Here is a 26,544-nt window from a genome sequence, read left to right on the forward strand (position 1 = left end):
GACCGGCGCCGGTCAGGCTACCCCGCGATCACTCCGCCCCGGTCGGCTGCGCTTCCGTCTCCTTCGCCGCAGCGTCGATCGCGGCGAGCGACTTGCGGACCTGGTTGCGATCCGTGGTGTACCAGAAGTCCGGCAGCGACGTCTTCAGATAGCTGCCATAGCGCGCGGTGGCCAGCCGCTGGTCCAGTACGGCGACCACGCCCCGGTCCCCCGACGCACGGACGAGCCGGCCGGCGCCCTGGGCCATGAGCAGGGCCGCGTGTGTGGCGGCCACCGCCATGAAGCCGTTGCCGCCGGCGTCCTCCACCGCCTTCTGCCGGGCGCTCATCAACGGATCGTCGGGACGCGGGAACGGGATCTTGTCCATGACGACCAGCTGGCAGCTGGGACCCGGGACGTCCACGCCCTGCCACAGGGACAGGGTGCCGAAGAGACAGGTCTTCGGGTCGGCCGCGAAGTTCTTGATCAGTTCGCCGAGGGTCTCCTCGCCCTGGAGCAGGATCGGGAACTCGGGGATCCGCGAGCGCAGTTCCTCCGCCGCGAGCTGCGCGGCCCGCATGGACGAGAACAGCCCGAGGGTGCGGCCCCCTGCCGCCTGGATGAGTTCGCTCAACTCGTCGAGCATGTCGGAGCGCTCGCCGTCCCGCGCCGGGCGCGAGAGATGCTTGGCGACGTAGAGGATGCCCTGCTTGCGGTAGTCGAAGGGTGAGCCGACGTCGACGCCCTTCCACTGCGGCAGATCCTCGCCCTCCGCACCCTCGGGGCCAAGTCCCAGGGAGGCTCCGACGCCGTTGAAGTCGCCGCCCAGCTTGAGGGTCGCCGAGGTGAGGACGACCGAGCGGTCCGCGAAAAGCTTCTCCCTGAGCAGACCCGAGACCGACATGGGAGCAACGCGCAGGGACGCGCCGAAGCGGTCGTGTCGTTCGTACCAGACGACGTCCCACTCGGAGCCGTTCAGGACCCGCTCCGCCACGTCGTGCACCGCCTCTACCGAGGCCAGCGCCTGCTTGCGGACCGCGTCCTCGTCCTGCACCGACTTGTCGCGCGTCGCGCCCATCGCGGAGATGACCGTCCGGGCGGCGTCCCGCAGCGCCATCAGGGCGTAGCCGAGGTCTTCCGGGATCTCCTCCAGACGGCCCGGCAGGGCCAGCTCCATCAGCCGCTCGAAGCCCTCGGCGGCCGTCTGGAGCTGGTCCGCAGCCTTCTCGTTGACCAGCTTGGCGGCGCGGCGCACCGCGCGATTGACCTGGCCGGGCGTGAGTTCGCCGGTCGCGACGCCGGTGACCCGGGAGACGAGTTCGTGGGCCTCGTCCACGATCAGCACCTCGTGCTGCGGCAGCACCGGCGCGCCCTCGATGGCGTCGATGGCGAGCAGCGCGTGGTTCGTGACCACGACTTCGGCGAGCTTGGCGCGCTCGCGGGCCATCTCCGCGAAGCACTCGGCACCGTAGGCGCACTTCGACGCGCCCACACACTCGCGCGACGACACCGACACCTGCGCCCAGGCACGGTCCGACACGCCCGGAGTGAGGTCGTCCCGGTCGCCGGTCTCCGTCTCGTCCGACCAGTCCCGCAGCCGCAGGAGGTCCTGGCCCAGCTTGCTCGTGGGGGCGGCGGCTTCGAACTGGTCGAAGAGTCCGTCCTCCTCGTCCTGCGGCATGCCCTCGTGCAGGCGGTGCAGGCACAGATAGTTCGACCGGCCCTTGAGCATCGCGAACTCCGGGCGGCGGCGCAGCAGCGGATGCAGTGCGTCGACCGTGCGCGGCAGATCGCGCTCCACGAGCTGGCGCTGCAGTGCGAGGGTGGCCGTCGCCACGACCACCCTCCCCCAGCCTTCGGCCGGGGGGACCCCCACCCCGTGCGCGAGCGCCGGCACGAGGTAGCCGAGCGACTTACCGGTGCCGGTGCCGGCCTGGACCAGCAGATGGGATCCGTCGTCGATCGCTTCGGCGACCGCTTCAGCCATGGTCACCTGGCCGGGGCGCTCCGTGCCGCCGACAGCGGCGACGGCGGCGTGGAGGAGTTCGGGGAGTGAGGGCTTCGTCATAGCCCGACCACCCTACGGCCCGGCACTGACAATCGGGCGGTCAAGGCAGGAAGGCGGGGCGGGGTCACGGTCGGGCTCCTGAGCGGAATGAGGGTCGCGGAAGGGTGGACTTTTCTCAGGTTTCCCGGGCCGGTGAGACTGCTGGGGCACCTCGCGTTCCCCGGCATACCCCGCTGTCCCGGGCTCCACGGGTTTCTCCGAGATTTTCTCCGGTCGGGCGGGAACCCCGCCGGCTCGGGACACGTTCAATCTGTGAAGACGTCGTCACTCAGCGCTACAAGACATCGCGCAGGACACGGTCCCGGATCATGAGGGCGGCCCGCTTGCCGGGCAGGTCGACCTCGTCCGCGAATCGGAATCCGGCGCTCAGGAACGCCGCGACGGAGGGGGTGTTGCGAAGATCGGGCTCTGCTACGACCCGTGCGCATGCGGGACGCCGGTCGAGGATCAGGTCGGCCACGGCCCGGAGCAGGGCGGATCCCAGCCCACGCCCGCGGTCCGGGGCCGCACCGACGAGAAGGTGGATCCCGGTGTCATGCGGACGGGCCGGAAAGCGGCGGGCCAGCGGATCCAGGTCCGCCCGGTAGATCTCCCAGTAGCTCATCGGTGTGCCCTCCAGCACGCCTAGACACGGCACGCTGCGTCCGTCCCCGTCGAGCTGCGCGCGCAGATGGTCCTCCGTCCGGTTCCGGGGCCCGGCCAGCTCCCAGAAAGGCGCGACGGCGGGGTCGTTCATCCACCGATGGATGAGCGGCAGGTCTTCATCGATGCACACGGGCTGAAGTTGAAAGGAGCCGACAGGGGTGACCACCGAACCCCACGTATGGAGCTGGTCCAAGAGGTAGGCCGTCCCTCCGGCGAAGAGGGCGAGGAACTCGGTGGGCAGCTGCAGGTCCAGCGTGTCCTCGCAGTCCCCGTCGTCGTCCTCGATGGCGAACCCGGTGAACGGTGCGGCCCGTCTGCTGCCCGTGCCGTCCATTCGGGGGCCGCCGGCATCCCGGAGAACAGGGGCACCCGGGTGGACGGAGGCGCCCGGATGGGCAGGGTCGGCGCCGGGGCCGACGTTCGCGTCGGTGGGAGGCACAGTGCGCTCCTCTCAGGAGACGAGGTGGGTCAGGCTCCTCGGAAGTGCGGGGAGACGGGGCAATTCGCTCAGGAATGAAGGGGGTTGGCGATGGTGACATAGACGGACTGGGTGTCGACCGGGCCGACGAGTTCGTCGAGACCGTGCAGCCGGGTCAGCAGATTGGCCTTGCAGCGCAGGACGGGCGAGTCGAGCAGGCGGCGGGGCAGTGGGGTGCGCAGTGCGGCGGGTCCTGCGGCGACATCCGTAAGGAAGCGGCGGAAGGCCGCGAGGAGGAGTCGCTCGTCGGCAAGGCGCTGGGAGCCGAACGCACCGATCAGACCGAGCACATTGTTGATGGCGAGGTAGTAGGCGAAGCGTTCGTCGGTGACCTCGTCGGAGACGAAGGTGTCGCTGCGCTCGCCGATACCTGGCAGCCGGGCATCCAGTTCGGTGCGCCGGGACTCGCGGAAGTAGTAGCCCTGGTTGTCGCGGTAGCGGCCGCCGGCGGGCCAGCCGGCGCGGTCGAGCAGGAGCAGCGTGTTCTGCTGGTGGGCTTCGAGGGCGATGCCGGCCTCGCTGTCCAGCCAGAGCACGGGACGGACCACCTGCTCCAGGTACCGGAGAAACCACTCCACGGCAACGGCACCGACGGGCCGGCCGGTGCGCGCGGCGAGCCGCCCGACGAGTTGGGCCAGCCGGGAGTGGATCGGCCAAGCGGGCTGCTGAGTCGGGGAGTTGGTGCCGGGTTCGGAAACGGGCCGGGGCGAGACGAGTCCGGCGACGCAGCCGACATCGTCGGTCGGCGCGAACGGATTGTGCCTGATCAGTACGTCGAACCCGGTGACGGGCCGCCTGTCCGGACCGTCGACGGCGAGCCAGGCCGGGTCGCGGACGATGTCGAAGGAGGGGTGTACGGCCTGCCACTGCTTGGACAGGCCGGTGCGCAGCAGCCGGTGCACCTCGACTCCCCGATGGAGTTCCTTGCGCAGGTTCTCCCGGCGGGAGTTGGTGATGCGCAGGCCGAGCGACAGCTTGAGCATCGCAGGGACACCGGATCGGTGGACCGTGCGGACGGAGGAGGTGGGATGCCAGCAGGGCCCGAGGGGGCCGAGGTCGCGGAGGAGGCCCGAGTCGAGCAGGGCGGCGACGGGTGCGCGGTGGCGCAGCTCGCGAGCCTGCCACGGATGCAGGGGAAGAGCGGCGTAGCCGTCGGGCAGCGGGAGACCGGTTTCGGCGAGGCGCCGGGTGAGGTGGTCGGCGGGGACGGGGCGGCCGCGCTCGGTCCATGCCGAATCGGTGACGAGGAGGGAGGGGGAGACAGCCATCCAGTGCAGGGGAAAGGAGCCGCGCAACTCTGGTGAGTACAGACGGGTTTCGGCCTCGGTCAGGCCGTCCCGGCTCTTGGGGGTCGGGTGCAGGGGATGTCCGAGGAGGAGGGCCTGCTCGGCGGAGAGGAAGAGGTCGGGGCCGTCGGCGGGGTCCTCGCGCCGGTCGTGGATGAAGGTCGCGGTGCGGCGGACGGAGTCGGCCACCCGGGCCACGAGGTCGACGTCGCCGTCGTAGCCGTGGCCATGGTCGCAGCCGTCATGGCTGTGACCGTCACGCCCGTGGCCGTCGTGGCCGGGGTCGTCGTGGGCGGGGTCATGGCCGTCGCGCCTGCAGCCGTCGTCGCCGAGGCTGTCGGCGGTGGGGTTCTGGGTGCGGGAGCTGCTGCCCGGGTCGCCGGTCGTCTCCCGAGTGAGCAGCGCCGCCAAAGTGACGGCGTCTACGGCGGGGGCGGCTTCAGGGGCGCTGACCAGGCGCGGTGGGCCGAAGCGGTGCCAGCCGGTCGGTGACCAGTAGCGGACCGGCACGAGCAGGGCGGTGCCGCTGGCCGGGAGCGGGACGTGGAGGATGCCGTTGACGGGGGCGGCGAGGCTGGTCTCGCGTACCCAGCACCGCAACAGGTTCTCCACGGCGGCGGCCTGGGCTGCGGTGCGCGGGTCGGGGTGTTCCAGCAGCTCGGCGCCGGGCTCGGTCACTCGGGTGAGATCCGCGGTGCGCCTCTTCTGCGGGGGAACCGACTCGGCGAGCGGCACGGGAGAGGCCGGGGTGCCGGAGTCTCCCTGTTCGTCGGGGGCACCGGAGCTGCCGTCGGGAGTGGGGGTGGCGTTCATGACGACTCCTCGTGGCCGACTGGGTGGTGCGGGGCTCGTGCTGCCGCTCGGTCGTCCTTCCCCGTTGCCGGCAGTTGTCTCGGTGGCCTCGGTGGCGTCGACGGTGGGGTCGGATGCGGCGGAGGACCAGGTCGGCGGGGAGAGCGGGCGGGCACGAGAGGGCTGGGGCTGTCAGCCGGTGGGCTGGGCAGGGCCGTGGTGTGGGCTGCGGTGTGGGCCGTGTTCCTCGTGCGTGCGGGCCACCGCCGCGACCGCGTCCGCCAGGCGGTCCAGAACGGCTGCCGCCTGCTCGTCGCTGATCGTGAGCGGGGGAAGCAGCCGGACCACGGCCGAGTGACGACCGCCGAGTTCGACGATCAATCCGCGCTGGAGACACTCCCGCTGAACGGCCGCGGCGAGTTCGGGCGCGGCCGGGTGCGGGGTGCGGGTGGGCTCCGGGCCGGAGGATGTGAGGTGATGGTCGTCGGGTGCGGCTCGGGCGCCTTCCGGGTCCACCAGCTCGACCCCGATCATCAGCCCACGCCCCCGTACCTCCCCCACGCACGCGAACGTGTCGGCCAGCTCCCCGAGTTGACCGAGCATGCGGGCGCCGAGGGCGGCGGCTCGTTCGGCGAGCCTGTTCTCCCGCACATGGGTGAGGGTCGCGGTGCCCGCCGCCATGGCGAGTTGGTTGCCGCGGAAGGTTCCCGCGTGGGCGCCGGGTTGCCAGACGTCGAGATCGTCGCGGTAGACGATCACGGCCAGCGGGAGGCTGCCGCCGATGGCTTTGGACAGGACCATGACGTCGGGGGTGATGCCGCTGTGGTCGACGGCCCAGAAGGCGCCCGTCCTGCCGACACCGGTCTGGATCTCGTCGGCGATCAGCGGGATGGACCGGGCCGCGGTGAGCTGCCGCATACGGCGCAGCCAGTCGTCCGGTCCGGGGATCACTCCGCCCTCGCCCTGGACGGGTTCGAGGATCATCCCGGCGGGCAGGGGCACGCCCGACTTGGGGTCGTCGAGGAGGGACTCGGTCCAGCGGGCGGCGAGTTCGGCGCCGCGCGGTCCGCCGACACCGAAGGGACAGCGGTAGTCCTGCGGATACGGCAGCCGGGCGACCCGGGTGTCACGGGCGCCGCCGGAAGCGGCCAGGGCGCCGGCGGTCATGCCGTGGTAGGCACCGGTGAAGGCGAACAGGCCGGTGCGGCCGGTCGCGGCCCGGACCAGTTTGAGGGCGGCCTCCACGGCGTCGGTTCCGGCCGGCCCGCAGAACTGCACCCGGGCGCGGTCGGCGAGACCTGGCGGAAGGGTGCGGAACAGCTCGGTGATGAAGGCGTCCTTGACAGGGGTCGCCAGGTCGAGGACGGAGAGGGGAGCGCCGGAGTCGAGGACCCTGCGGATGGCTTCCAGCACGACAGGATGGTTGTGGCCGAGGGCGAGTGTGCCGGCGCCGGAGAGGCAGTCGAGATAGCGGCGCCCGTCGGCTCCCTCGATGGTGAACCCTCGCGCCCGGACCGGGACGATGGGCAGGGCCCGGGCATAGGTGCGGGCGGAGGATTCACGCGCCGACTGGCGTCTGAGGATCCCCTCGTGCACAGCCGGCGCTTCCCCGGGCATGCCTCCAGCCATCGACTCCGTAACGGCCACCGGTCGCTGTCCTCCCCGCTGTTCAGAGGCGAGTTGATCCACGGGGACCGGGTGCAGGCAGCTGGCCCCCCACCGCTACAACCGTGGACCGTTCGACGGGTTACGGGTTCCGGCAAGATCGTTTCCAAGGCGGGGAGATGACACGTTTCACAAGGCACCGCAGGAGGGCGGACTGGCGGAGGGGGGAAGAGCCCTTGGATCACGGGGGGTTGCGGCGAAGGGGCGCCAAATCGGTAAATCTATGGAGGACTGGCCAGGTCAGACGGCTTGTAGCCGAACCGTTGCCGTTCCGTCGGAACTCCCCCACAGCAAGCGCATAGTCTGGGACGCCGTTCCCAGACGGTCGTGAGACCGGCATGAACTCACCATGAGTTCGCGGCCGGTGGCGCGGCCGAAGCGCCGAATTCCTTCACAGCAGGGGGAGTACAAGAGCATGCGATCCATACGACCGTCGTTCACTGTTCGGCGAGAGAGGGGCACCCGCCGCACCTCCACCTCGCTCGCGGCGGTCACCCTCGCCTCGGCGCTGGCACTGACCGCCACCGCCTGCAACGGCGACGACAACGCCGACGGCAAGCCGACCGCCTCAGCGACCGCAGCCGGTGCCGGCGACGGCAAGATCAGGATCCCGGACGACCTCAAGCAGAAGCTCAAGGAACACGGGATCGACCTCGACAAGTGGAAGAACGGCGCCTGGAAGAACTGGAACAAGCAGGACTGGCTGCGCGAGGCCAACGACTTCATCAACCCGATCATCAAGGGCCTGTGGGACCCGAACCGGATGCGCCACGCCAACGACCCGAACAAGGGTGTCAAGGACAACGACATCTCCGGTGACCAGGGCGTGACGGACCCGACCCCGCAGCCGGTGAAGGCTCAGGCCGTCGCGCCGCCGTACCACACCAACGCAGCCACCTCGGGCAAGGTGTTCTTCGACTCCCCCGAGGGTCACATGGTGTGCTCGGGCACGGTCGTGGAGGACCCCGCGCACCCGGGCAAGTCCAACCTGGTCTGGACGGCGGGTCACTGTGTGCACGCCGGCAAGAACGGCGGCTGGTACCGCAATATGGCGTTCGTGCCGTCGTACAACAACTCCGGCAAGCCGGCCGCCCAGCTGCAGAATGCCAGCAGGTCCGAGATCGCCCCGTTGGGCGTCTGGTGGGCCGACGCGGCGCAGACCTCGCAGCAGTGGATCGACCAGGGCGGTGAGACCGGCGGCAACGGTGCCTCGTACGACTACGCGGTGATCCATGTGACGCCGGAGCAGGGCAACGGCGGCAAGTCGCTGGAGGAGACGGTCGGCGGGGCGCTGCCGGTGAACTTCAACGCGCCTGCCGTGCCGAAGGTCAGCACCATCACCGCGTCCGGTTATCCGGAGGCGGCGCCGTTCGACGGTCAGCTGCTGTACCAGTGCAAGGACAAGCCGGGCCGGCTGTCCATCAACAAGGCGGACCCGACGATGTACCGGATCGGCTGCACGATGACGGCGGGCTCCTCCGGAGGTGGCTGGGTGGAGACCGGTGCGGACGGCAAGCCGGCGCTCGTTTCCAACACGTCCATCGGTCCGGTGAGTTCGGGGTGGCTGGCCGGTCCGCGGTTTGGTGACGTGGCCAAGGGTGTGTATCAGTCGGTGAGCAAGAAGTTCGCCGGGCAGTAAGGGCGGTTGGCTTCGCCATCTCGTCTGCGGGGGGGCGGCCCATCGGCGGCCAACGGTCGTCGCTGGGCCGCCCCCCCCAAGTTCTCGGCTTCGCTCGAACCCGGGGGAGCCCGATCGTGGCGGAGCCGCATATCGATACGGCCCCGCGCCCCTTAGGGGGCGCTGAAGGCCCGCCCCCTAGAAAGCGCCAACAGGGAGCGGGCCTTCGTCATGCCTTGTCGTCAGGTCGTCGGCACCGGTACGTACGGCGCCAGGTCCGCCGCCAGTTCCTCGTGCACCCGGACCTTGAGCAGGGTGCCCTCCGCGGTGTGCTCCTCGGAGATCACCTCACCCTCGGTGTGGGCGCGGGCGACGAGCTTGCCGTGGGTGTACGGCACGAGCGCCTCGATCTCGACCGACGGGCGCGGCAGCTCGTTGTCGATCAGGCCGATCAGTTCCTCGATGCCGCGGCCGGTGCGGGCCGAGACGGCGATCGAGCGCTTCTCGACCCTGAGCAGCCTCTGGAGGACCAGCGGGTCGGCCGCGTCCGCCTTGTTGATCACGACGATCTCGGGCACGTCGGTGGCGCCGACGTCCCGGATCACCTCGCGCACGGCGGCCAGCTGCTCCTCCGGCACCGGGTGCGAGCCGTCCACCACGTGCAGGATCAGGTCGGCGTCACCGACCTCCTCCATGGTGGAGCGGAACGCCTCGACCAGGTGGTGCGGCAGATGCCGGACGAAGCCGACCGTGTCGGCCAGGGTGTACAGCCGGCCGCTCGGTGTCTCCGCGCGGCGGACGGTCGGGTCCAGGGTCGCGAACAGGGCGTTCTCGACCAGGACGCCGGCGCCCGTGAGGCGGTTGAGCAGGGAGGACTTGCCGGCGTTGGTGTAGCCCGCGATGGCGACGGACGGCACCTTGTGTCGCCGGCGCTCCTGGCGCTTGATCTCGCGGCCGGTCTTCATCTCCGCGATCTCCCGGCGCATCTTCGCCATCTTCTCGCGGATCCGCCGCCGGTCCGTCTCGATCTTGGTCTCACCGGGGCCACGGGTGGCGAGGCCGCCGCCCTTGCCGCCGCCCATCTGACGGGACAGCGACTGACCCCAGCCGCGCAGTCTCGGCAGCATGTACTGCATCTGCGCGAGCGCGACCTGCGCCTTGCCCTCGCGGGACTTGGCGTGCTGGGCGAAGATGTCCAGGATCAGGGCCGTACGGTCGATGACCTTGACCTTGACGACGTCCTCCAGCTGGATCAGCTGGCCGGGGCTCAGCTCACCGTCGCAGATGACGGTGTCCGCGCCCGTTTCGATGACGATGTCGCGCAGCTCCTGGGCCTTGCCGGAACCGATGTAGGTGGCCGGGTCGGGCTTGTCGCGGCGCTGGATGACGCCGTCGAGCACGAGCGCGCCCGCGGTCTCGGCGAGGGCGGCCAGCTCCGCGAGGGAGTTGTCCGCGTCCTGCACGGTGCCGGTGGTCCACACGCCGACGAGCACGACCCGCTCCAGGCGGAGCTGGCGGTACTCGACCTCGGTGACGTCCTCCAGCTCGGTGGACAGGCCCGCCACGCGGCGCAGGGCCGCGCGCTCGGAGCGGTCGAACTGGTCGCCGTCCCGCTCGCCGTCGATCTCGTAGCTCCAGGCGACGTCCTCTTCCATCAGGGCATCGGCCCGAAGACCCTCGGGATAGGCGTGCGCGAGGCGCTTGGTGTCCTGGGAAGGGGAAGAAGAGGAGGTCATTGGATCCTTACGTCGATGGGATGCCGTCAGGGCGTCGGTACCGCGGTCCTGCCGGACCGCTCAGAGGTTCAACGCACGAGCACCCCGGGAGATTCCCGTGTGCCGTCTCGTGCCGACCCGAAGATGGTCGCACGAGGCGGCACGTCTCGTCACCGTGTTATCACCGGGTCTGCGGCTCGGCCGCTCCCGGCGACGCGACCGGGTCCGAGACCTTCCGGCTCGATTTCGGCGACGTGACCGGGCCCGGTGATTTCCGGCCCGCTCTCGGCGACGCGCCCGGTCCCGACGGCTGCCGGCCCGCTTTCGGCGCCTTCGTGGGATCCGCCGACTTCCAGTCCGGGTGGCCGGGCATCGGCGGGGTCTTCTCGTCGTACAGCCAGCCCTTGAGGAAGCCGCTCAGGTCGCGGCCGGAGACCGTCGAGGCCAGCCGGATGAAGTCGGCGGTGGAGGCCGTGGAGTCCCGGTGTTCCTGGACCCACGCGCGCTCCAGCTGCTCGAAGGCCGGCTTGCCGATCTCCTGCCGCAGGGCGTAGAGGACGAGGGCCGCGCCGTCGTAGATGTTGGGCCGGAAGATGGAGATCTTCTGGCCGGGGGCGGCCGCCTTGGGCAGGGCGGGCGGGCCGCCGGCCGCACGCCAGCCGTCGGATGCGGTGTACGCGGCCTTCATCCGGTCCACCATGGGGCGGTGCGCGGTCTCCTCGGCGTACAGGGCCTCGTACCAGGTGGCGTGCCCCTCGTTCAGCCAGACGTCGGACCAGGTCCGGGGGCTGACGCTGTCGCCGAACCACTGGTGGGACAGCTCGTGCACCATGATCGACTCGATGTACCACTTGGGGTAGGCGGGCTCGGTGAAGAGGTCCTTCTCGAAGAGCGAGAGGGTCTGCGTCTCCAGCTCGAACCCGGTCGAGGCCTGGGCCATGAGCACGCCGTACGTCTCGAAGGGGTACGTACCGACCTTGCTCTCCATCCAGGCGATCTGGGCGGGCGTCTTGTCGAGCCACGGCTGGAGGGCCTTGCGGTCGGCGCTGGGCACGACGTCGCGGACCGCCAGCCCGCGCGGGCCCGCACGGTGCAGCACGGCGGAGTGGCCGATGGAGACCTGGGCGAGTTCGGTGGCCATGGGGTGCCGGGTGCGGTAGGTCCAGGTGGTGGCGGAGCCGGCCTGCTCCGTTCCGGTGGGCACGCCGTTGGCCACGACCGTGTAGCCCTTCGGGGCGGTGACGTGGAAGGTGAACATCGCCTTGTCGGACGGATGGTCGTTGCACGGGAAGACCAGGTGGGCGGCGTCGGCCTGATTGGCCATGGCGAGGCCGTCGGTGGTGCGCACCCAGCCGCCTTCCTGACCCTTGGCGGCGACGGGATCGCTGGTGTGCTTCACCGTGATCCGGGTCCAGCTGCCCTCGGAGAGGGGGTGCTCCGGGGTGACGACCAGATCCTCGCCGGCGCTGGTGAATTCCGCGGGATGCCCGTCGACCTCGACCGACTGCACGGTGCCGTGCGCGAAGTCGAGGTTGATCCGCTCCAGGTCGGCGGTGGTCTTGGCGGAGATGGTGGTGACGGCCTGGAGCGGCTTGTCGTTGGTGCCGGGATAGGTGAAGGACACGTCGTACGACGCCACGTCGTAGCCCGGGTTGCCCAGGTACGGGAAGAGCCGGTCGCCGATGCCGAGGGGCTGGGCCGGGGACGAGGCGGCGAGGAGGCAGACGGAGACGGCGGAGGCGAGCAGGGCCGCCTTCCGGTGCCGGGAGATCCGCGGCCGGGTCCGGGACGGGGACTGGGTGCGGGTGCGGCGCGTGGCGCGGGGGGTGAGCAGCATGGACCACCGCTACCAGTGCCCTCCCGTGCTACGACGGCGACGCGCGCCCGGCCCACCCGAACGGGTTCGGCTCCACGGCCTTCTGTACACGGTCGGACGGGCTTCCCACCAAGTCGGGCGGCCCCGGATCAAGTCGGGTGGCCTCAGATCCAGCAGTACGAGGCAGGGACCCGCCGCAGCCCGTCTCACACCCATGTCTCACACCGCGTCGCTCAGGAGGGCGGGGCCTGGTGCTGGGCGCGGGACACGTCGTACACGCCCGGGACGTCCCGCATGGCACGCATGAGGGCCGGGAGGTGGGCCGCGTCCGGGAGTTGGAGGGTGTACGTGTGCCGCACCCGCTGCTGGCTGGGCGGTTCGACGGTGGCCGAGACGATGTCGACACCCGTGGAGGAGATCGCCTCGGTGAGGTCGGCGAGCAGATGGGGGCGGCCGAACGATTCAGCGACCAGCGTGACCCGGCACTCGCTGGTGTCCCCCCAGCGCACGCCCAGCTCGGTGCGCCCTCGGCCCTTCATGTGCGCCACCGAGGCGCACTCCAGCCGGTGCACGGTCACCACTCCCCCGCGTACCGCGAAGCCGGTGATCTCGTCCGGCGGTACGGGCGTACAGCACCCGGCGAGCCGCACGGCGGCTCCGGGCCGGTCCACCAGGACGTCGGCTCCTCTGGGGCGGGCTGCGGAGGTGCGCTCGGCAGGGGCGGCTCCCCCCGGGGCATCGGCGGAGGCGGTGGCCCCGGCGGCATCGGCGCGCGAGCCGCCCGCGGAGCGCTGGGAGGCGGTGGCCTCGGCGGGTTCGCTGCGGGGGCCGCTCCCGTCGTCCGTCCCGCTGCCGCCGCTCGGATGCGTCGCGAGCCAGCGCTGGATGGCGATGCGGGCGGCCGGGGTGTGGGCGTGCTCCAGCCATTCACGGGAGGGCTCGGAGGCGGGGTCCTGGCCCATCAGGAGCTGGACGGTGTCTCCGTCCTTCAGGACGGTACTGAGGGTGGCCAGACGGCTGTTGACGCGGGCGCCGATGCAGGCGTGCGCGTCCTCGCCGTACTGGGCGTAGGCGGCGTCCACGCACGTGGCGCCCTCGGGCAGGCCGAGCGTGCCGCCGTCCGGACGGAAGACCGTGATCTCGCGGTCCTGCGCGAGGTCCTCGCGCAGGGTGGACCAGAAGGTGTCGGGATCGGGCGCGGCCTCCTGCCAGTCGAGGAGGCGGGAGAGCCAGCCGGGGCGGGTGGGGTCGGCGCGCTCGCCGTCGGCGGGGGCGTCGGAAGCGCTGGCATCGGAGACGGTGGCACCGGAAGCGGTGGCATCGGAAGCGGTGGCATCGGGCGCCGGGGCGTACGGGTTGCCGAGGGCGATGACGCCCGCCTCCGCGACCTTGTGCATCTGGTGGGTGCGGATGAGGACTTCGACGACCTGGGCGGCGATGGGGGTGCCCCCGGGCGAGTCGGTTCGAGCCTGGGGGACGGCGACGGCGGTGTGCAGCGACTGGTACAGGTTGAACTTCGGTACGGCGATGAAGTCCTTGAACTCCGAGACGACCGGTGTCATACAGGTGTGCAGTTCGCCGAGGACGCCGTAACAGTCGGCGTCCTCGTGCACCAGCACGAGCAGGCGGCCGAAGTCGGTGCCGCGCAGCTGTCCGCGCTTGCGGGCCACGCGGTGGACGGAGACGAAGTGCCGGGGGCGGATGAGGACTTCGGCCTGGATGCCGGCCTCGCGCAGCACCCTGCGCATCTCGTCGGCGACTTCGGCGAGCGGGTCGTCCGGGCGGGCGGCATTGTCGGCGATGAGCTCGCGGGTGTGCTCGTACTCCTCGGGGTGGAGGATGGCGAAGACCAGGTCCTCCATCTCGGTCTTCAGGGCCTGCACGCCGAGGCGCTCGGCGAGCGGGATGAGGACGTCGCGGGTGACCTTGGCGATCCGGGCCTGTTTCTCCGGGCGCATCACGCCGAGGGTGCGCATGTTGTGCAGGCGGTCGGCGAGTTTGATCGACATCACGCGCACGTCGCTGCCGGTGGCGACGAGCATCTTGCGGAAGGTCTCCGGCTCGGCGGCGGCTCCGTAGTCGACCTTCTCCAGTTTCGTCACCCCGTCGACCAGATAACGAACCTCCTCGCCGAACTGTTCCCGCACCTGATCCAGCGTCACATCGGTGTCCTCGACGGTGTCGTGGAGCAGGGATGCCGTCAACGTCGTGGTCTCGGCGCCGAGTTCGGCGAGGATCAGGGTCACGGCGAGCGGGTGAGTGATGTACGGCTCGCCGCTCTTGCGCATCTGGCCGCGGTGCGAGGACTCCGCGAGGACGTAGGCGCGGCGCAGCGGGTCGAGGTCCGCGTCGGGGTGATGGGCGCGGTGCGCCTCCACGACATGGCCGATCGCGTCGGGCAACTTGCCGCGGACGGCGGGGCCGAGCAGCGCGGCCCGGCCGAGCCTGCGCAGATCGATCCGGGGCCGGGACTTCCTGCGGTCCGCCCTGGGCACCGCGGGGGCGGTGGCCGCCGCGGACGCCGTGGGGGCTACCGGGCCAGGGGACGCAGGGTTCGTGGCCTCCGCACTCATGGGCACCTCCGGCTCGTGGACCGGCGGACGGGGCCCCAGGGCGTACGCGGCTCAGGGATGGCGACGTTCCCCCGTCCGTGCCGGTGCTTGATGCTATCGAGCCCACCACGCCCGACAGACCGCCTCTCGCCGAGCGTGAAACGGATCACCCATTCGAGCGATGCAAAAGAGGTTTAGGGTTTGCGCCACATGCCCTGGGGTCGTCCGCGGTTTCGAACACCTCCGGCCACCGGAATCCGCTGCTCCGGGCGCCAAGTGACGTTGTGTTCGTGGTCGCGCCTGGTCAGCGAAGCGCGTTTTCCAGCCATTCGCCGTCGATCTCGCCCTCGGCGACGATCACGGCAGGTCCGGTCATCTCGATCTCGCCGTCGGGCCGTTCGGTGATGACGAGGCGGCCGCCGGGCAGGTCGACGGTGTACGTGGCCGGCGTACCGGTGACGGCCGGGTCGGCGCCGTCGCGCCGGGCGGCGGCCACGGCGACGGCGCACGCGCCCGTGCCGCACGAGCGGGTCTCACCGGAGCCGCGCTCGTGCACGCGCATGGCGACGTGGCGGGGGCCGCGGTCGACGACGAACTCGACGTTGACCCCTTCGGGGTAGGCCGCTGCCGGGCTGAACGGCGGCGGGTCGTACAGGTTGCCGGCCTGCGCGAGGTCGTCGACGAACGCGACCGCGTGCGGGTTGCCCATGTTCACGTTGCGGGCGGGCCAGCTGTGCTCACCGACGCTCACCGTGACCTCGCCCTCCGGCAGACGGGCGCGGCCCATGCCGACGGCGATGCCGCCGTCCTTCGCGAGGTGGACGGTCTTCACGCCCGCGCGCGTGGCGATCGTGAGGTCGCCTTCGCCCACATGTCCGGCGTGCTGGAGGTAGCGCGCGAACACACGGACTCCGTTGCCGCACATCTCGGCGACCGAGCCGTCGCCGTTGCGGTAGTCCATGAACCACTCGGCCTCGGCCGCCATCGTCGTCGCCTCCGGGTGCGCGGCCGAGCGCACCACGTGCAGCACCCCGTCGCCGCCGATGCCGGCCCGGCGGTCGCACAGGGCGGCGACGGCGGCCGGGGGCAGGTCGAGGGCGTTCTCCGGGTCCGGGACGATCACGAAGTCGTTCTCGGTGCCGTGGCCCTTGAGGAAGGGGATGGGGGTGCGCATGCCTCGATCGTAACGGGAGCGCTCCGCCGGGTTCGGCCGACGGTGGTGGTGGTGCGGTGGTGGTGGTGGTGCGGTGCGGATGGTGGGGGCTGTGCGGATGGTGAGGGCGGTGCGGGTCGTCCATGGCTGATCGCACAGTTCGCGGCGCCCCTGAAAGAGTTGGCTTCAGCGGAGCCTTGCCACCCGCCACACCGCCAGGATCACGACCACGGCCACCAGCAGGGCGTAGCCGAGTACGACCCTCCAGTCGGGGCGGCGGGCCGAGCCTCGGGGCGGGAGGCCGGGCCAGGTGTAGCCCACCTTGCGGGCGGCCATCATGCCCCAGCCGGCGGCGCAGGAGCAGATCAGCAGGCCCAGCATGGCGATGACGGCGCCGCTGTCACCGAAGTCGAAGGCGAGCGGGAAGGCGAACATCAGGGAGCCGACGGCGGACAGGCCCACGATCGGAGCGAGCTGCCAGATGCGCAGCCGGCGCTGCGGGCGCAGCTCGACCTCGACCTCCGGACCGCCCGGGTACATCTCCTCGGGCTCCGGCCCGTCGGCCGTCACGCCGCCGGGGATCTCATCGGGGCCGTCGTCGGTCAGCCGGGCCTCGGTGAGCGGGTCCTCGGTGAGCGGGTCCTCGACCAGCCGGCCTTCCGGTAGGGGTCCCTCGGGCAGCCGCTGCTCGACTACCCGGCCTTCGGGCATACGGTCCTCGACCCACCGGTCCTGGACCAGTCGGCCCTCCGGCGCACGGCCGTCGGACAGACGGTCCTCGCCCAGGCAGTCCTCGGTCAGACGGTCCTGGCCCCGGTTCGGTTCGTCACTGTCGGTGGTGACGTGCTCGGCGCTTTGTGCGGTGTCGCGAGGGCCGGCCTCCATCGCCACGCGCCCTCCCAACTAGGCTCCACTTGGTCGATCGAAGCTCGATGATGGCACGGCCCCGAAGGCCGGGATGACCGGCGGCGCATCCCGATGCCATGACGTGATCAGGCTGTAACCGGTCGTTCGACCAACGCCAGGGCCAGGTGCGGAAGTTCCCCCCGGTCCGCGACGGCCCCACTCAGCCAGTGCACCCGGGGATCGCGCCTGAACCACGAATCCTGGCGGCGCGCGAAGCGCTTGGTCGCACGTACGGTCTCGGCCCGCGCTTCCGCTTCGGTGCACTCCCCGGCGAGCGCGGCGAGCACCTGCTGGTAACCCAGCGCACGCGACGCCGTGCGCCCCTCGCGCAACCCTTGCGCTTCCAGTGCGCGCACCTCGTCCACGAGGCCCGCCTCCCACATGCGGTCGACGCGCAGCGCGATGCGCTCGTCCAGCTCCGGGCGCGCCACGTCGACGCCGATCTGGACGGTGTCGTAGACGGAGTCGTGTCCCGGCAGGTTCGCGGTGAAGGGCCGACCGGTGATCTCGATCACTTCGAGCGCCCGGACGATACGGCGGCCGTTGCTCGGCAGGATCGCGCGGGCGGCCTCGGGGTCGGCGGCGGCCAGCCGGGCGTGCAGCGCGCCCGAGCCGCGCAGGGCCAGCTCCTCCTCCAGGCGGGCCCGGACCTCGGGGTCGGTGCCGGGGAACTCAAGGTTGTCGACGGCTCCGCGGACGTACAGGCCGGAGCCGCCGACCAGGATGGGCCAGCGGCCCTCGGCGAGCAGGGCGTCGATCCGGGCGCGGGCCAGTTTCTGGTACTCGGCGACGGAGGCGGTGATCGTCACGTCCCAGATGTCGAGCAGGTGATGCGGTATGCCGCCGCGCTCTTCAGGCGTCAGCTTCGCGGTGCCGATGTCCATCCCTCGGTACAGCTGCATGGAGTCGGCGTTGACGACCTCCCCACCGAGCTGCTGGGCCAGGAAGACGCCAAGATCGGACTTTCCGGCCGCGGTGGGTCCGACGACGGCGATGACGCGGGGGGTGGAGGGTGCGCTGCTCACCGCACCAGTCTCGCAAACCTCCAGGCCATGCCTCGAACGAGTTACGTGACGGGTGGGGTCCCGGGTCGTTGCCCGAGGCGAGATGCCGCCCTCCTGCAGATTGGAGGCGGTGACCCGGGCGGCGCAACCGTACGCACCGGGTAACGCGGGAATTCGCCCGCACGAGTACCGTATGGAGTGGATATGGGCGTTTTTGCACGACTCCTCCGTAAGTCGAAGCCGGCTCCGGAGGCGTCGGCCGCCGAGGCGCAGGCCGGCGCGGAGCCGGAAGCGGCCGAGGCGGCGGAAGCGGAGTCGGCGGAGGCGAAGGCGACCGGGTCGGCGGAGGCGAAGGGTTCGGCCGGGGACGGGAGCGAGGACGTGGCGGTATCGTCGGACACCGGCACAGACGACGCGTCCGAGGGTTCCGGCATCCCCAAGCAGCAGTCCGCCGAGGAGGCCGCCGACAACGAGGCCGGCGAGGGCGCCCGCAGGTAACTGCCCCGTGAGGGAAGGTGGACCATGGGTCTGTTGGACAACATGAAGGCCAAGCTCGGTCCGGCCAAGGACAAGGTGTCGGACCTCGCGCGGCAGCACGGGGACAAGGTCCAGCACGGCATCGACAAGGCCGCGAAGGCCGTGGACGAGCGGACCAAGGGCAAGTACAGCGACAAGATCCAGGCAGGGACCGGAAAGGCCAAGGAGGCGATGGACCGCCTTGCGCACAAGGAAGGTCCCGGCCCGGACACGGCCAGCGGCGACCCGACGACCCCCACCAGGCCGGAGGGCCCGCCACCGGCTTCCTGAGCCTCCTCAACGGCATGCGGATCGGCGGACGGTCACGGGGACGGTCGTACAGACACCGGCTCCCGGCCGTCCGCCGTATGCGCGTGCGCCGGCGTAGGCGCGTGCGTGAGAGCGTCCCGTCCGCCGCATCCGCATAGCCCAGCCCAGCCCCGCACCAGGACCACCAGGGACCGGCGGCCACGCACCCCGCTACGACGCTACGACCAGGCGGCCACCACGTACCCCACGCCGTACGGCGCGGCCTCGTACAGCAGTGAGCCGCTGAGGGCCGTGTTCTCGGCCGCGCCGGCCAGGACCTGCCAGGGGGCCCGGCCGGAGGCCTTCAGTTCTTGGGCCAGCTCGGGGTCCAGCGCACGGATGGCCGGCAGGTCCGCCGTGCCCAGCGCCCGTGCGACCTCCGCGTCGAAGGGTGCCGCCCGCTCGTCCAGGTAGCCCGGCGCCTTGACCGTGCGGCACGCGCTGGCGTCTCCCATCACGAGCAGCGCCACCCGCCCGGCTCGCGCGCCGGTCTCCCGTCCGACGTCGCCGCACCGCTCGGGCGCGAGCGCTTCCCCGATCCCGAGTCCCTCGATCGGGGCATCCGCCCAGCCGGTCCGCTCCAGCAGCCACGCACCCACGGCGAGCGAGGGCGGCAGCTCGCGCTCGCCCGGGGCGTCCGTCGCGGGCCCGAGGCGTACGTCGAGGTCGACCCCGAACCCGCGGAAGGATCCCCGGGCGCCTTGCGGAAACGATCCGCGCCCGCTCTGCTCGGCGGGCCCGACCACGACCAGGAGGTCCGGGCGGGCGGCCGCGAGCACACCGAGCGCGTCCGAGCACGCCGCGCGCGCGGCGTCCATTTCGGGCGCGGCGCCCGCGGCGACCTCGGGCACGAGCAGCGGAGGGCAGGGACAGACAGCGGCGGAGACAAGCATGATCGGCAGGGTAACGCCGTTCGACGCCCGGCTCAGCTCTCGATGGCGTCGGGCACGTTGCGCGCCGTCAGTCGCAGCCGCAGCCGGTCGCGGCCGGCAGCGGCTCCGGGACGCCGATCTTCGGCAGACCCAGCAGGACACCCGCGGGCTTGGCGGACTCGGCGGCGGTGCGCTTCTCCCAGGCGTCCCCCGCGCGCGTACGGCGCACATCGAGGACGGGGCCCTCGGCGAGGAGGTGGTGCGGGGCGGCGTAGGTCACCTCGACGGTGACCACGTCACCGGGGCGGACCTCCTGCTCAGGCTTGGTGAAGTGGACGAGCCGGTTGTCGGGGGCGCGACCGGAGAGCCGGTGCGTGGCACCGTCCTTGCGGCCCTCGCCCTCGGCGACCATCAGCTCCAGCGTGCGGCCGACCTGCTTCTTGTTCTCCTCCCAGGAGATCTCCTCCTGGAGGGCGACGAGCCGCTCGTAGCGCGCCTGGACGACCTCCTTGGGGATCTGGTTCTCCATCGTCGCGGCCGGGGTGCCCGGGCGCTTGGAGTACTGGAAGGTGAAGGCCTGCGCGAAGCGCGCCTCGCGGACGACGTGCAGGGTCTGCTCGAAGTCCGCTTCCGTCTCTCCCGGGAAGCCCACGATGATGTCGGTGGTGATCGCGGCGTGCGGGATGGCGGCCCGGACCTTCTCGATGATCCCGAGGTAGCGCTCCTGCCGGTACGACCGGCGCATCGACTTCAGGACCGTGTCCGACCCGGACTGCAGCGGCATGTGCAGCTGCGGCATCACGTTCGGGGTCTCGGCCATGGCGGCGATGACGTCGTCGGTGAAGTCACGGGGGTGCGGGGACGTGAAGCGCACCCGCTCCAGGCCCTCGATGTTCCCGCAGGCGCGCAGCAGTTTGCTGAACGCCTCGCGGTCGCCGATGTCGGAGCCGTAGGCGTTGACGTTCTGGCCGAGCAGCGTGATCTCGGAGACGCCTTCGGCGACCAGCGCCTCGACCTCGGCGAGGATGTCACCGGGCCGGCGGTCCTTCTCCTTGCCGCGCAGGGCCGGGACGATGCAGAAGGTGCAGGTGTTGTTGCAGCCGACGGAGATCGACACCCAGGCCGCGTAGGCGCTCTCGCGCCGGGTCGGCAGCGTGGAGGGGAACGCCTCCAGCGACTCGGCGATCTCGACCTGCGCCTCCTGCTGCACGCGGGCGCGCTCCAGCAGGACCGGCAGCTTGCCGATGTTGTGCGTACCGAAGACGACGTCCACCCAGGGCGCCTTCTTCACGATGGTGTCGCGGTCCTTCTGCGCGAGACAGCCGCCGACCGCGATCTGCATACCGGGCCGCGAGGCCTTCTTCGGCGCGAGCCGGCCGAGGTTGCCGTACAGCCGGTTGTCGGCGTTCTCCCGTACGGCGCAGGTGTTGAACACGACCACGTCGGCGTCCCCGTCCGCCCCCTCGGGCGCCCGCACGTACCCGGCCTCTTCGAGCAGCCCGGCCAGGCGCTCGGAATCGTGGACGTTCATCTGGCACCCATAGGTACGGATCTCATACGTCATAGATGAACGAAGGTCCACTGCCTGGCTCCGGTGGCTGCTGCTGGTCATGCCTCAAGGGTAGGTGCTCCTGAGAGACCCGAGCTCAGCACCTCCCTCACCCCCATGGCCACCGGAGCCCCTGCGTTCTCCGTCAGCAGGTCGCAGCCGATGCCGGCACTGCCGGCGGGACCGGCGATCCGGGCAGGAACCTCCCTGCCACCGCGCATCCGGCGCCGCGACCGTGCAGGCACCGGCAGCCGCCCCGCTACCGAGCCGGAGACGCAAGGGCATCGAAGCCCGAGCCGTGGCCGGGGCCGCGGCCACGCCCAGAGGGGACATTCCGGCCACGGACCGGGATACCTGACGGAGACCTTGCGGCGGCCCTCGGAACGCGCGATGAACTTCCGTGGAAGCATGAACCGGATTGTTACTCTCCGGTATATGAAGCCGCTATAAGAACCCTGTGAGCATCTCCCGCAGAAGACTGATCATCGGGGCCGCGGCCGCGACGGCAACCGCCCCCCTCGTCACGGAAGGTCTGGCCGACGCCGGTCAGACCTTCCCCTCCGCACAGCAGACCCCCTCCCTCCCGGCACCGCAGGACTCGGGCATCGACCACATCGTGGTCGTGATGATGGAGAACCGCTCCTTCGACCACTACCTGGGCTGGCTGCCCGGCGCCGACGGCAAGCAGGCCGGGCTGACCTACACCGACCGCGACGGCGTCGCCCACCCCACCCACCGCCTGGACACCTCCCAGGGCTGCCAGTACAACGACCCCGACCACAGCTACGAGGGCGGCCGGATCGAGTACAACGGCGGCGCCTGCGACGGCTGGCTGCGCGCCGGGACCAACGACGCGTTCTCCATCGGCTACTACCTGCCGGAGGACCTCGACTTCTACGGCAAGGCCGCACCCGCCTGGACCGTCTGCGACCGCTACTTCTCGGCGATCATGGCCGAGACGTACCCGAACCGCTTCTACCAGCACGCCGCGCAGACCGACCGCATCCACAACTCCACCGCCATATCCACGCTCCCCACCATCTGGGACCGTCTCGCCGACGCGGGCCTGCAGGGCAAGTACTACTTCTACGACGTGCCGTTCACCGCGCTGTGGGGCACCAAGCACCTCGACATCTCGCACCCGTACACCGAGTTCCTCGCCGACTGCGCCGCCGGCACCCTGCCCCAGGTCTCCTTCGTGGACCCCAAGTTCCTCGACGAGGGCAGCGGCACCTCCGCCGACGACCACCCGCACGCCGACATCCGCGCCGGCCAGCACTTCCTCGACGAGGTCTACCGCGCCGTCACCACCAGCCCCGCCTGGGAACGGACCCTGCTGGTGATCAACTACGACGAATGGGGCGGCTTCTTCGACCACGTGGCCCCCACCACCGCCCCCGACGCCCACCCCGACTGGGGCCTGCGCGGCTTCCGCACGCCCTGCCTGGTGATCTCCCCGCGCGCGAAGCGCGGCCACGTCGCGCACGGTGTGTACGACCACACCTCGGTCCTCAAGGCCATGGAGTGGCGCTGGAACCTGCCCGCCCTCACCCCCCGGGACGCCGCGGCGAACAACATCGTCGAAGTGCTCGACTTCACCAACCCGCCCAACACCGACGCCCCGCAGTGGTCCGTGCCGCCCGTCCTCGGCACGCCCTGCCCGCCCGCCGTACTGCCCGACTACGAGCAGTGGCACGCCCTGCGCGACCTCGCCCTGTCCCTCGGATGGAAGCTCCCGAACCCATGAAGCACCGTCTCCTGCGCGGCAGGCGCCGCCTGCTGACCATCGCCGCCGCGTTCACCGCCCTCGTGGCGGGCGGAGGCGGCACCCTGACGGCGATGCAGGCCGAGGCCGCACCCACCGCGGACCCGCACCACGTCTTCGTGATCAACCTGGAGAACAAGGGGTACGACGAGACCTGGGGAGCCGGCTCCAAGGCGCCGTATCTGAGCCGGACGCTGCGGTCCCAGGGCGTGCTGCTGTCGCAGTACTACGGCATCGGCCACAACAGCCTGGACAACTACCTCGCGCAGATCTCCGGACAGGCCCCGAACCCGGACACCCAGTCCGACTGCCAGACCTTCGCGCCGTTCGTCCGGACCGGAACCGTCGACCCCGGCCAGGCCGTCGGCCAGGGCTGCGTCTACCCCTCCGGCGTGCAGACGCTGGCCGACCAGATGGACGCCTCGGGGCACACCTGGAAGGGATACATGGAGGACATGGGCACGCCGTGCCGCCACCCTGCCCTCGGCGCGGTGGACGACACCCAGAAGGCGAAGGTCGGCGACGAGTACGCCACCCGCCACAACCCGTTCATGTACTTCCACTCGATCATCGACCAGCAGGACAGCTGCGCCCGGCACGTCGTCGACCTCTCCGCGCTCACCACCGACCTGCACAGCACCGCGACCACCCCCGAGCTGAGCTACATCACCCCCGACCTGTGCGACGACGGCCATGACTCCCCGTGCGTGGACGGCCGTCCGGGCGGGCTGGTCTCCGCCGACGCCTGGCTGAAGCAATGGGTCCCGGTCATCACCTCCTCCCCGGCCTTCAAGAAGGACGGCATGCTGATGATCACCTTCGACGAGTCCGACGGTCCGCAGGAGGACGCCAGTGCCTGCTGCGGCGAGGGCCCGGCCCCGAACACTCCGCTGCCCGGTATCACCGGCCTCGGCGGCGGCCGTACGGGGGCACTCCTGCTCTCCCCCTTCACCAAGGGCGGCACCTGGAGCACGACGCCGTACAACCACTACTCGCTGCTCGCCAGCATCGAGGACCGGTTCGGACTGCCGTATCTGGGCTACGCCGGACAGAAGGGCCTCAGCCGCTTCGGCACCGACGTGTTCAATGCCGGGACATGACGGCACGGCCCGGTCGAGTCATGCCAGCCAGCGCCCCAGCGTCGCGCCCCGGTGCGCGGTCTGCCAGGCGCTGGTGGCCACAGCCGCCCTCATGGCCAGGGCCCAGCTCGGCGGGAGGGGGCCTGCGACCAGGACGCGGTAGGCCGCGACAAGGCCGGCTTCACGCTCGGGCGACACGACGGCGCTGACCTCGGTCAATAGCTGTCCGGTCATCGTCCTCGTCTCCCTGAGGGCTGCTCGCCCGTTGCTCCCCTATGACGGGTTATCCGGCTTCGCCCAGGAGACTGGCCGGGTCGAGGACAGTGATGCGGCCGCCGGCCAGGCGGAGCAGGCGGCGGTCGGCGAACTCGCGCACACCGTAGGCGCCGGCGAGGAGCACGGCGGTGGTGCCGGGACCGGAGGCCACTTCGAGCACACGACCGTCCTCGGCCGGGTCCAGGGGCCGGCGAGGCGGCGGGTCACCTGTCCTGCGTGGGGCGTGCGGTCTTGGAGCCGTACGGGGTGTCGGTGAGCCGGTTCAGCGGATCGAACGGCACGTGCCGGCCGGAGTGGGTGACGGGCTGGAACGCCGTGGACCGTACGGCGGGGTGGCCGATGCCGTACTCGATGATCGCCCCGAGTTCGTGCTCGTTCCGTGAGGCCGAGGCCGCGCAGTTCGCCGATCCGTCGCACGCGCCACAGGGCCTCGGGCGCGTACAACAGCCGGTAGTTCGCCGGGCTGCGGCCAAGGGTGCAGATCAGTCCCAGGTCCCCGACCGTCATCGGCCGGACCCGGTCCTTACGCATCGACACCTCGCGAACTCCCTTCCCCGGCCACTCGGCGTGTCAGCCGGCGCAGCAGGACAGCCTCGCAACATCGCCGGTGTACATCTGGGCGGCCAGCCTGAGCGCCTCGGCGGTCGTCAGGTACGGCGCCCAGGTGCGGGCGAGTTGTCCGACGGTCATCTGGGCGGTGAGGGCGTAGGTGGCGGCGGTGATCAGATCGCCCGCGCCGTCGGCGACGGCGTGCACGCCGAGCAGGCGTCCGGTGCCCGCCTCCGCCACGATCCTGACCAGGCCGCGGGTGTCCCGTCTCACCAGCGCCCGAGGCACGTACGCCAGGTCCAGGGTGCGGCAGTCGCACCGCAGCCCGGCCGCGACCGCCTCCGCCTCGGTCAGGCCGACGGCTGCCAGCGCCGGGCTGGTGAAGGTGACCCGCGGCACCGCGGTGTAGTCCAAGGTGCGCCGGGCGCCGTTCAGGGCGTTGTCGGCGGCCAGTGTGCCCTGCGCGGCGGCCACGTACACGAACTGCGGCCCGCCGGTGACGTCCCCCGCGGCCCAGATCCGCGGGTTGGTGCTGCGCAGATGGCCGTCCACGACAACCTCGCCGCGCGCCCCTGTCATGACCCCGACCCTGTCCAGGCCAAGACCGGCGGTGACGGGTCGGCGGCCGGTCGCGATCAGCAGCTGGTCGGCCTGCACCTCGGTCTCGGCGCCGTCCGCCGCACGCAGGACCGCCGCTCTGGCGCCGTCGCCGGTGCCGACGGCGCGCAGTGTCGCACCGGTGCGCACGGCGATGCCCTCGTCCCGGAAGACGCCCTTGAGGGCAGCGGACACCTCCGGCTCCTCGAACGGGGCCAGCCGCTCCAGGGCTTCCACGATCGTGACCTTCGTGCCGAGCCGGGCGAAGAGCTGGGCCTGCTCCAGGCCGACCGCATTGCCGCCGACCACAAGCAGGGACTCCGGCAGCGCGTCCAGCTCCATCGCGGTCGTGGAGGTCAGGTAGCCGGTCTCGGCCAGCCCGTTGACGGGCGGTGCCCAGGGGACGGAGCCGGTGGCGACCAGGTAGTGGGCGGCCTCGATACGGCGGGTGCCGCCATCGGCCCCTGCCACCTCCAGGAGGGGATCGTCGCCGTCACCGACGAAGGCAGCGGTGCCATGCACGACCTCCCAGCCGTAGTCGGCCGCGAGATCGAGGTACTTCTCGGCGCGCAGCTGGGAGACCAGCGTGTCCTTGCCGTCGATCAGGTCCGGGAAATCCAGCGGCAGCCGCGCCGCTGCCAGGCCGGGGAAACGACCGGCCACGGCTGCGCTGTGCCGGGCATCGGCGGCGGCCAGCAGCGCCTTCGACGGCACACACCCGGCGTTCACGCACGTGCCGCCGAGCGTGCCGCGCTCCACCATCACCACCCGACGGCCCTGGCCTGCGGCAGCAATGGCAGCGGCGAACGCCGCAGAACCCGAGCCGATGATCGCCAGGTCGACGTCGGAGTCCCTCGTGGTCACGGAGCCACCTCCACATGAGCCACCCCTGCGACCTATACGGATTGCCGAATAGGTCCAGCTCCCATATTATGCGGATAGGCGAATAGGTCCAGTGGAGGAGGCACCCCGTGAGCCAGACCCGCCCCGCCACCCCTTCCGCCATCGCGCAGACCGCCGCCCCCTGCACCCACCTGGACACGACCGCCCGCTTCTTCCGCGCCCTCGGCGACCCGACCCGGCTGAAGCTGCTGGAGTTCATCCTGGCCGGGGAGCGCACCTCCGCCGAGTGCGTCGAGCACATCGGCATCTCCCAGCCGCGTGTGTCGGTGCACCTGTCCTGCCTGGTCGACTGCGGCTATGTCACCGCCCGCCGCGACGGCCGCAAACTGCGGTACTCGGTCGGCGACCCGCGTGTGATCGACCTGATCGTCCTGGCCCGCTCCCTGGCCGCCGACAACGCCGCCGCCCTGGACTGCTGCGCCCGCATCCCCGACCACCAGAGCTGATCAGCC

The 26,544-nt window shown here is 71.2% G+C and carries 21 protein-coding genes; 6 read left to right on the plus strand and 15 right to left on the minus strand.

The window, feature by feature from the left end:
- Positions 1–28: 28 nt before the first annotated feature.
- The 4 genes from M878_RS60140 to M878_RS60155 all read right to left on the minus strand — a co-directional run bounded on the left by M878_RS60140 (position 29) and on the right by M878_RS60155 (position 6,865).
- Complete coding sequence (locus tag M878_RS60140) at positions 29–2,047, minus strand: ATP-dependent DNA helicase (protein ID WP_023546158.1); 2,019 nt, start codon at positions 2,045–2,047, stop codon at positions 29–31.
- A gap of 274 nt (positions 2,048–2,321) precedes the next feature.
- The gene (locus M878_RS60145) at positions 2,322–3,131 is read right to left on the minus strand and encodes a GNAT family N-acetyltransferase (RefSeq protein ID WP_031224651.1); all 810 of its coding nucleotides are present in this window, start codon (positions 3,129–3,131) and stop codon (positions 2,322–2,324) included.
- A 68-nt stretch (positions 3,132–3,199) separates the two neighbouring features.
- Entirely contained in the window at positions 3,200–5,269 is a 2,070-nt protein-coding gene (locus tag M878_RS60150) for an IucA/IucC family protein (RefSeq protein WP_023546160.1), read from the minus strand.
- 171 nt (positions 5,270–5,440) lie between these two features.
- Positions 5,441–6,865, minus strand: a complete 1,425-nt coding sequence (locus M878_RS60155) for a diaminobutyrate--2-oxoglutarate transaminase family protein (RefSeq protein WP_106962695.1) — start codon at positions 6,863–6,865, stop codon at positions 5,441–5,443.
- 463 nt (positions 6,866–7,328) lie between these two features.
- On the opposite strand from M878_RS60155, the gene M878_RS60160 reads away from it, so the two are divergent.
- Positions 7,329–8,552: a trypsin-like serine peptidase gene (locus M878_RS60160; RefSeq protein WP_023546162.1), complete on the plus strand. Its 1,224-nt coding sequence runs from the start codon at positions 7,329–7,331 to the stop codon at positions 8,550–8,552.
- Positions 8,553–8,773: 221 nt separating this feature from the next.
- On the opposite strand, the gene hflX is transcribed toward M878_RS60160, so the two are convergent.
- From hflX to miaA, 6 genes are all read right to left on the minus strand, one after another.
- Entirely contained in the window at positions 8,774–10,267 is a 1,494-nt protein-coding gene (gene hflX, locus M878_RS60165; RefSeq protein ID WP_023546163.1) for a GTPase HflX, read from the minus strand.
- A gap of 160 nt (positions 10,268–10,427) precedes the next feature.
- A complete protein-coding gene (locus M878_RS60170) occupies positions 10,428–12,083 on the minus strand; it encodes a M1 family metallopeptidase (protein ID WP_023546164.1) in 1,656 nt (551 codons plus the stop codon).
- 212 nt (positions 12,084–12,295) lie between these two features.
- Positions 12,296–14,635, minus strand: coding sequence for a RelA/SpoT family protein (locus tag M878_RS60175; RefSeq protein ID WP_023546165.1), 2,340 nt, complete (start codon positions 14,633–14,635; stop codon positions 12,296–12,298).
- Positions 14,636–14,918: 283 nt separating this feature from the next.
- Positions 14,919–15,788 carry a diaminopimelate epimerase gene (dapF, locus tag M878_RS60180; protein ID WP_023546166.1) on the minus strand — a complete coding sequence of 290 codons (870 nt, stop codon included), beginning with the start codon at positions 15,786–15,788 and terminating at the stop codon, positions 14,919–14,921.
- 165 nt (positions 15,789–15,953) lie between these two features.
- Complete coding sequence (locus M878_RS000000101390; RefSeq protein WP_425347928.1) at positions 15,954–16,478, minus strand: hypothetical protein; 525 nt, start codon at positions 16,476–16,478, stop codon at positions 15,954–15,956.
- 281 nt (positions 16,479–16,759) lie between these two features.
- On the minus strand, positions 16,760–17,698 hold the full coding sequence (miaA, locus tag M878_RS60190) for a tRNA (adenosine(37)-N6)-dimethylallyltransferase MiaA (RefSeq protein ID WP_023546168.1): 939 nt from the start codon (positions 17,696–17,698) through the stop codon (positions 16,760–16,762).
- A 183-nt stretch (positions 17,699–17,881) separates the two neighbouring features.
- Between miaA and M878_RS60195 the strand changes: the two genes are divergently transcribed.
- Together M878_RS60195 and M878_RS60200 are read left to right on the plus strand one after the other, a co-directional pair.
- On the plus strand, positions 17,882–18,175 hold the full coding sequence (locus M878_RS60195) for a hypothetical protein (RefSeq protein ID WP_023546169.1): 294 nt from the start codon (positions 17,882–17,884) through the stop codon (positions 18,173–18,175).
- A 24-nt stretch (positions 18,176–18,199) separates the two neighbouring features.
- Complete coding sequence (locus tag M878_RS60200; protein ID WP_023546170.1) at positions 18,200–18,484, plus strand: antitoxin; 285 nt, start codon at positions 18,200–18,202, stop codon at positions 18,482–18,484.
- A 197-nt stretch (positions 18,485–18,681) separates the two neighbouring features.
- Here M878_RS60200 and M878_RS60205 read toward each other — a convergent pair whose 3' ends face one another.
- Complete coding sequence (locus M878_RS60205) at positions 18,682–19,395, minus strand: class III extradiol dioxygenase subunit B-like domain-containing protein (RefSeq protein WP_023546171.1); 714 nt, start codon at positions 19,393–19,395, stop codon at positions 18,682–18,684.
- A gap of 67 nt (positions 19,396–19,462) precedes the next feature.
- Positions 19,463–20,986 carry a tRNA (N6-isopentenyl adenosine(37)-C2)-methylthiotransferase MiaB gene (gene miaB, locus M878_RS60210; protein WP_031224656.1) on the minus strand — a complete coding sequence of 508 codons (1,524 nt, stop codon included), beginning with the start codon at positions 20,984–20,986 and terminating at the stop codon, positions 19,463–19,465.
- A gap of 394 nt (positions 20,987–21,380) precedes the next feature.
- Here miaB and M878_RS60215 point away from each other — a divergent pair, with 394 nt between their 5' ends.
- Positions 21,381–22,670: an alkaline phosphatase family protein gene (locus M878_RS60215; RefSeq protein ID WP_023546173.1), complete on the plus strand. Its 1,290-nt coding sequence runs from the start codon at positions 21,381–21,383 to the stop codon at positions 22,668–22,670.
- The gene (locus M878_RS60220) at positions 22,667–23,788 is read left to right on the plus strand and encodes an alkaline phosphatase family protein (protein WP_023546174.1); all 1,122 of its coding nucleotides are present in this window, start codon (positions 22,667–22,669) and stop codon (positions 23,786–23,788) included. Before M878_RS60215 ends, M878_RS60220 begins: the two co-directional genes overlap by 4 nt.
- Positions 23,789–23,806: 18 nt before the next feature.
- On the opposite strand, the gene M878_RS60225 is transcribed toward M878_RS60220, so the two are convergent.
- The 3 genes from M878_RS60225 to merA all read right to left on the minus strand — a co-directional run bounded on the left by M878_RS60225 (position 23,807) and on the right by merA (position 26,053).
- A complete protein-coding gene (locus M878_RS60225; RefSeq protein WP_023546175.1) occupies positions 23,807–24,001 on the minus strand; it encodes a hypothetical protein in 195 nt (64 codons plus the stop codon).
- 49 nt (positions 24,002–24,050) lie between these two features.
- A complete protein-coding gene (locus tag M878_RS99745) occupies positions 24,051–24,203 on the minus strand; it encodes a hypothetical protein (RefSeq protein ID WP_023546176.1) in 153 nt (50 codons plus the stop codon).
- A gap of 410 nt (positions 24,204–24,613) precedes the next feature.
- On the minus strand, positions 24,614–26,053 hold the full coding sequence (gene merA, locus M878_RS60235; RefSeq protein ID WP_023546178.1) for a mercury(II) reductase: 1,440 nt from the start codon (positions 26,051–26,053) through the stop codon (positions 24,614–24,616).
- Positions 26,054–26,160: 107 nt separating this feature from the next.
- On the opposite strand from merA, the gene M878_RS60240 reads away from it, so the two are divergent.
- Complete coding sequence (locus M878_RS60240) at positions 26,161–26,538, plus strand: ArsR/SmtB family transcription factor (RefSeq protein ID WP_023546179.1); 378 nt, start codon at positions 26,161–26,163, stop codon at positions 26,536–26,538.
- Positions 26,539–26,544: the final 6 nt, after the last annotated feature.

Source organism: Streptomyces roseochromogenus subsp. oscitans DS 12.976 (assembly GCF_000497445.1).
Taxonomy (GTDB): Bacteria; Actinomycetota; Actinomycetes; order Streptomycetales; family Streptomycetaceae; genus Streptomyces; species Streptomyces oscitans.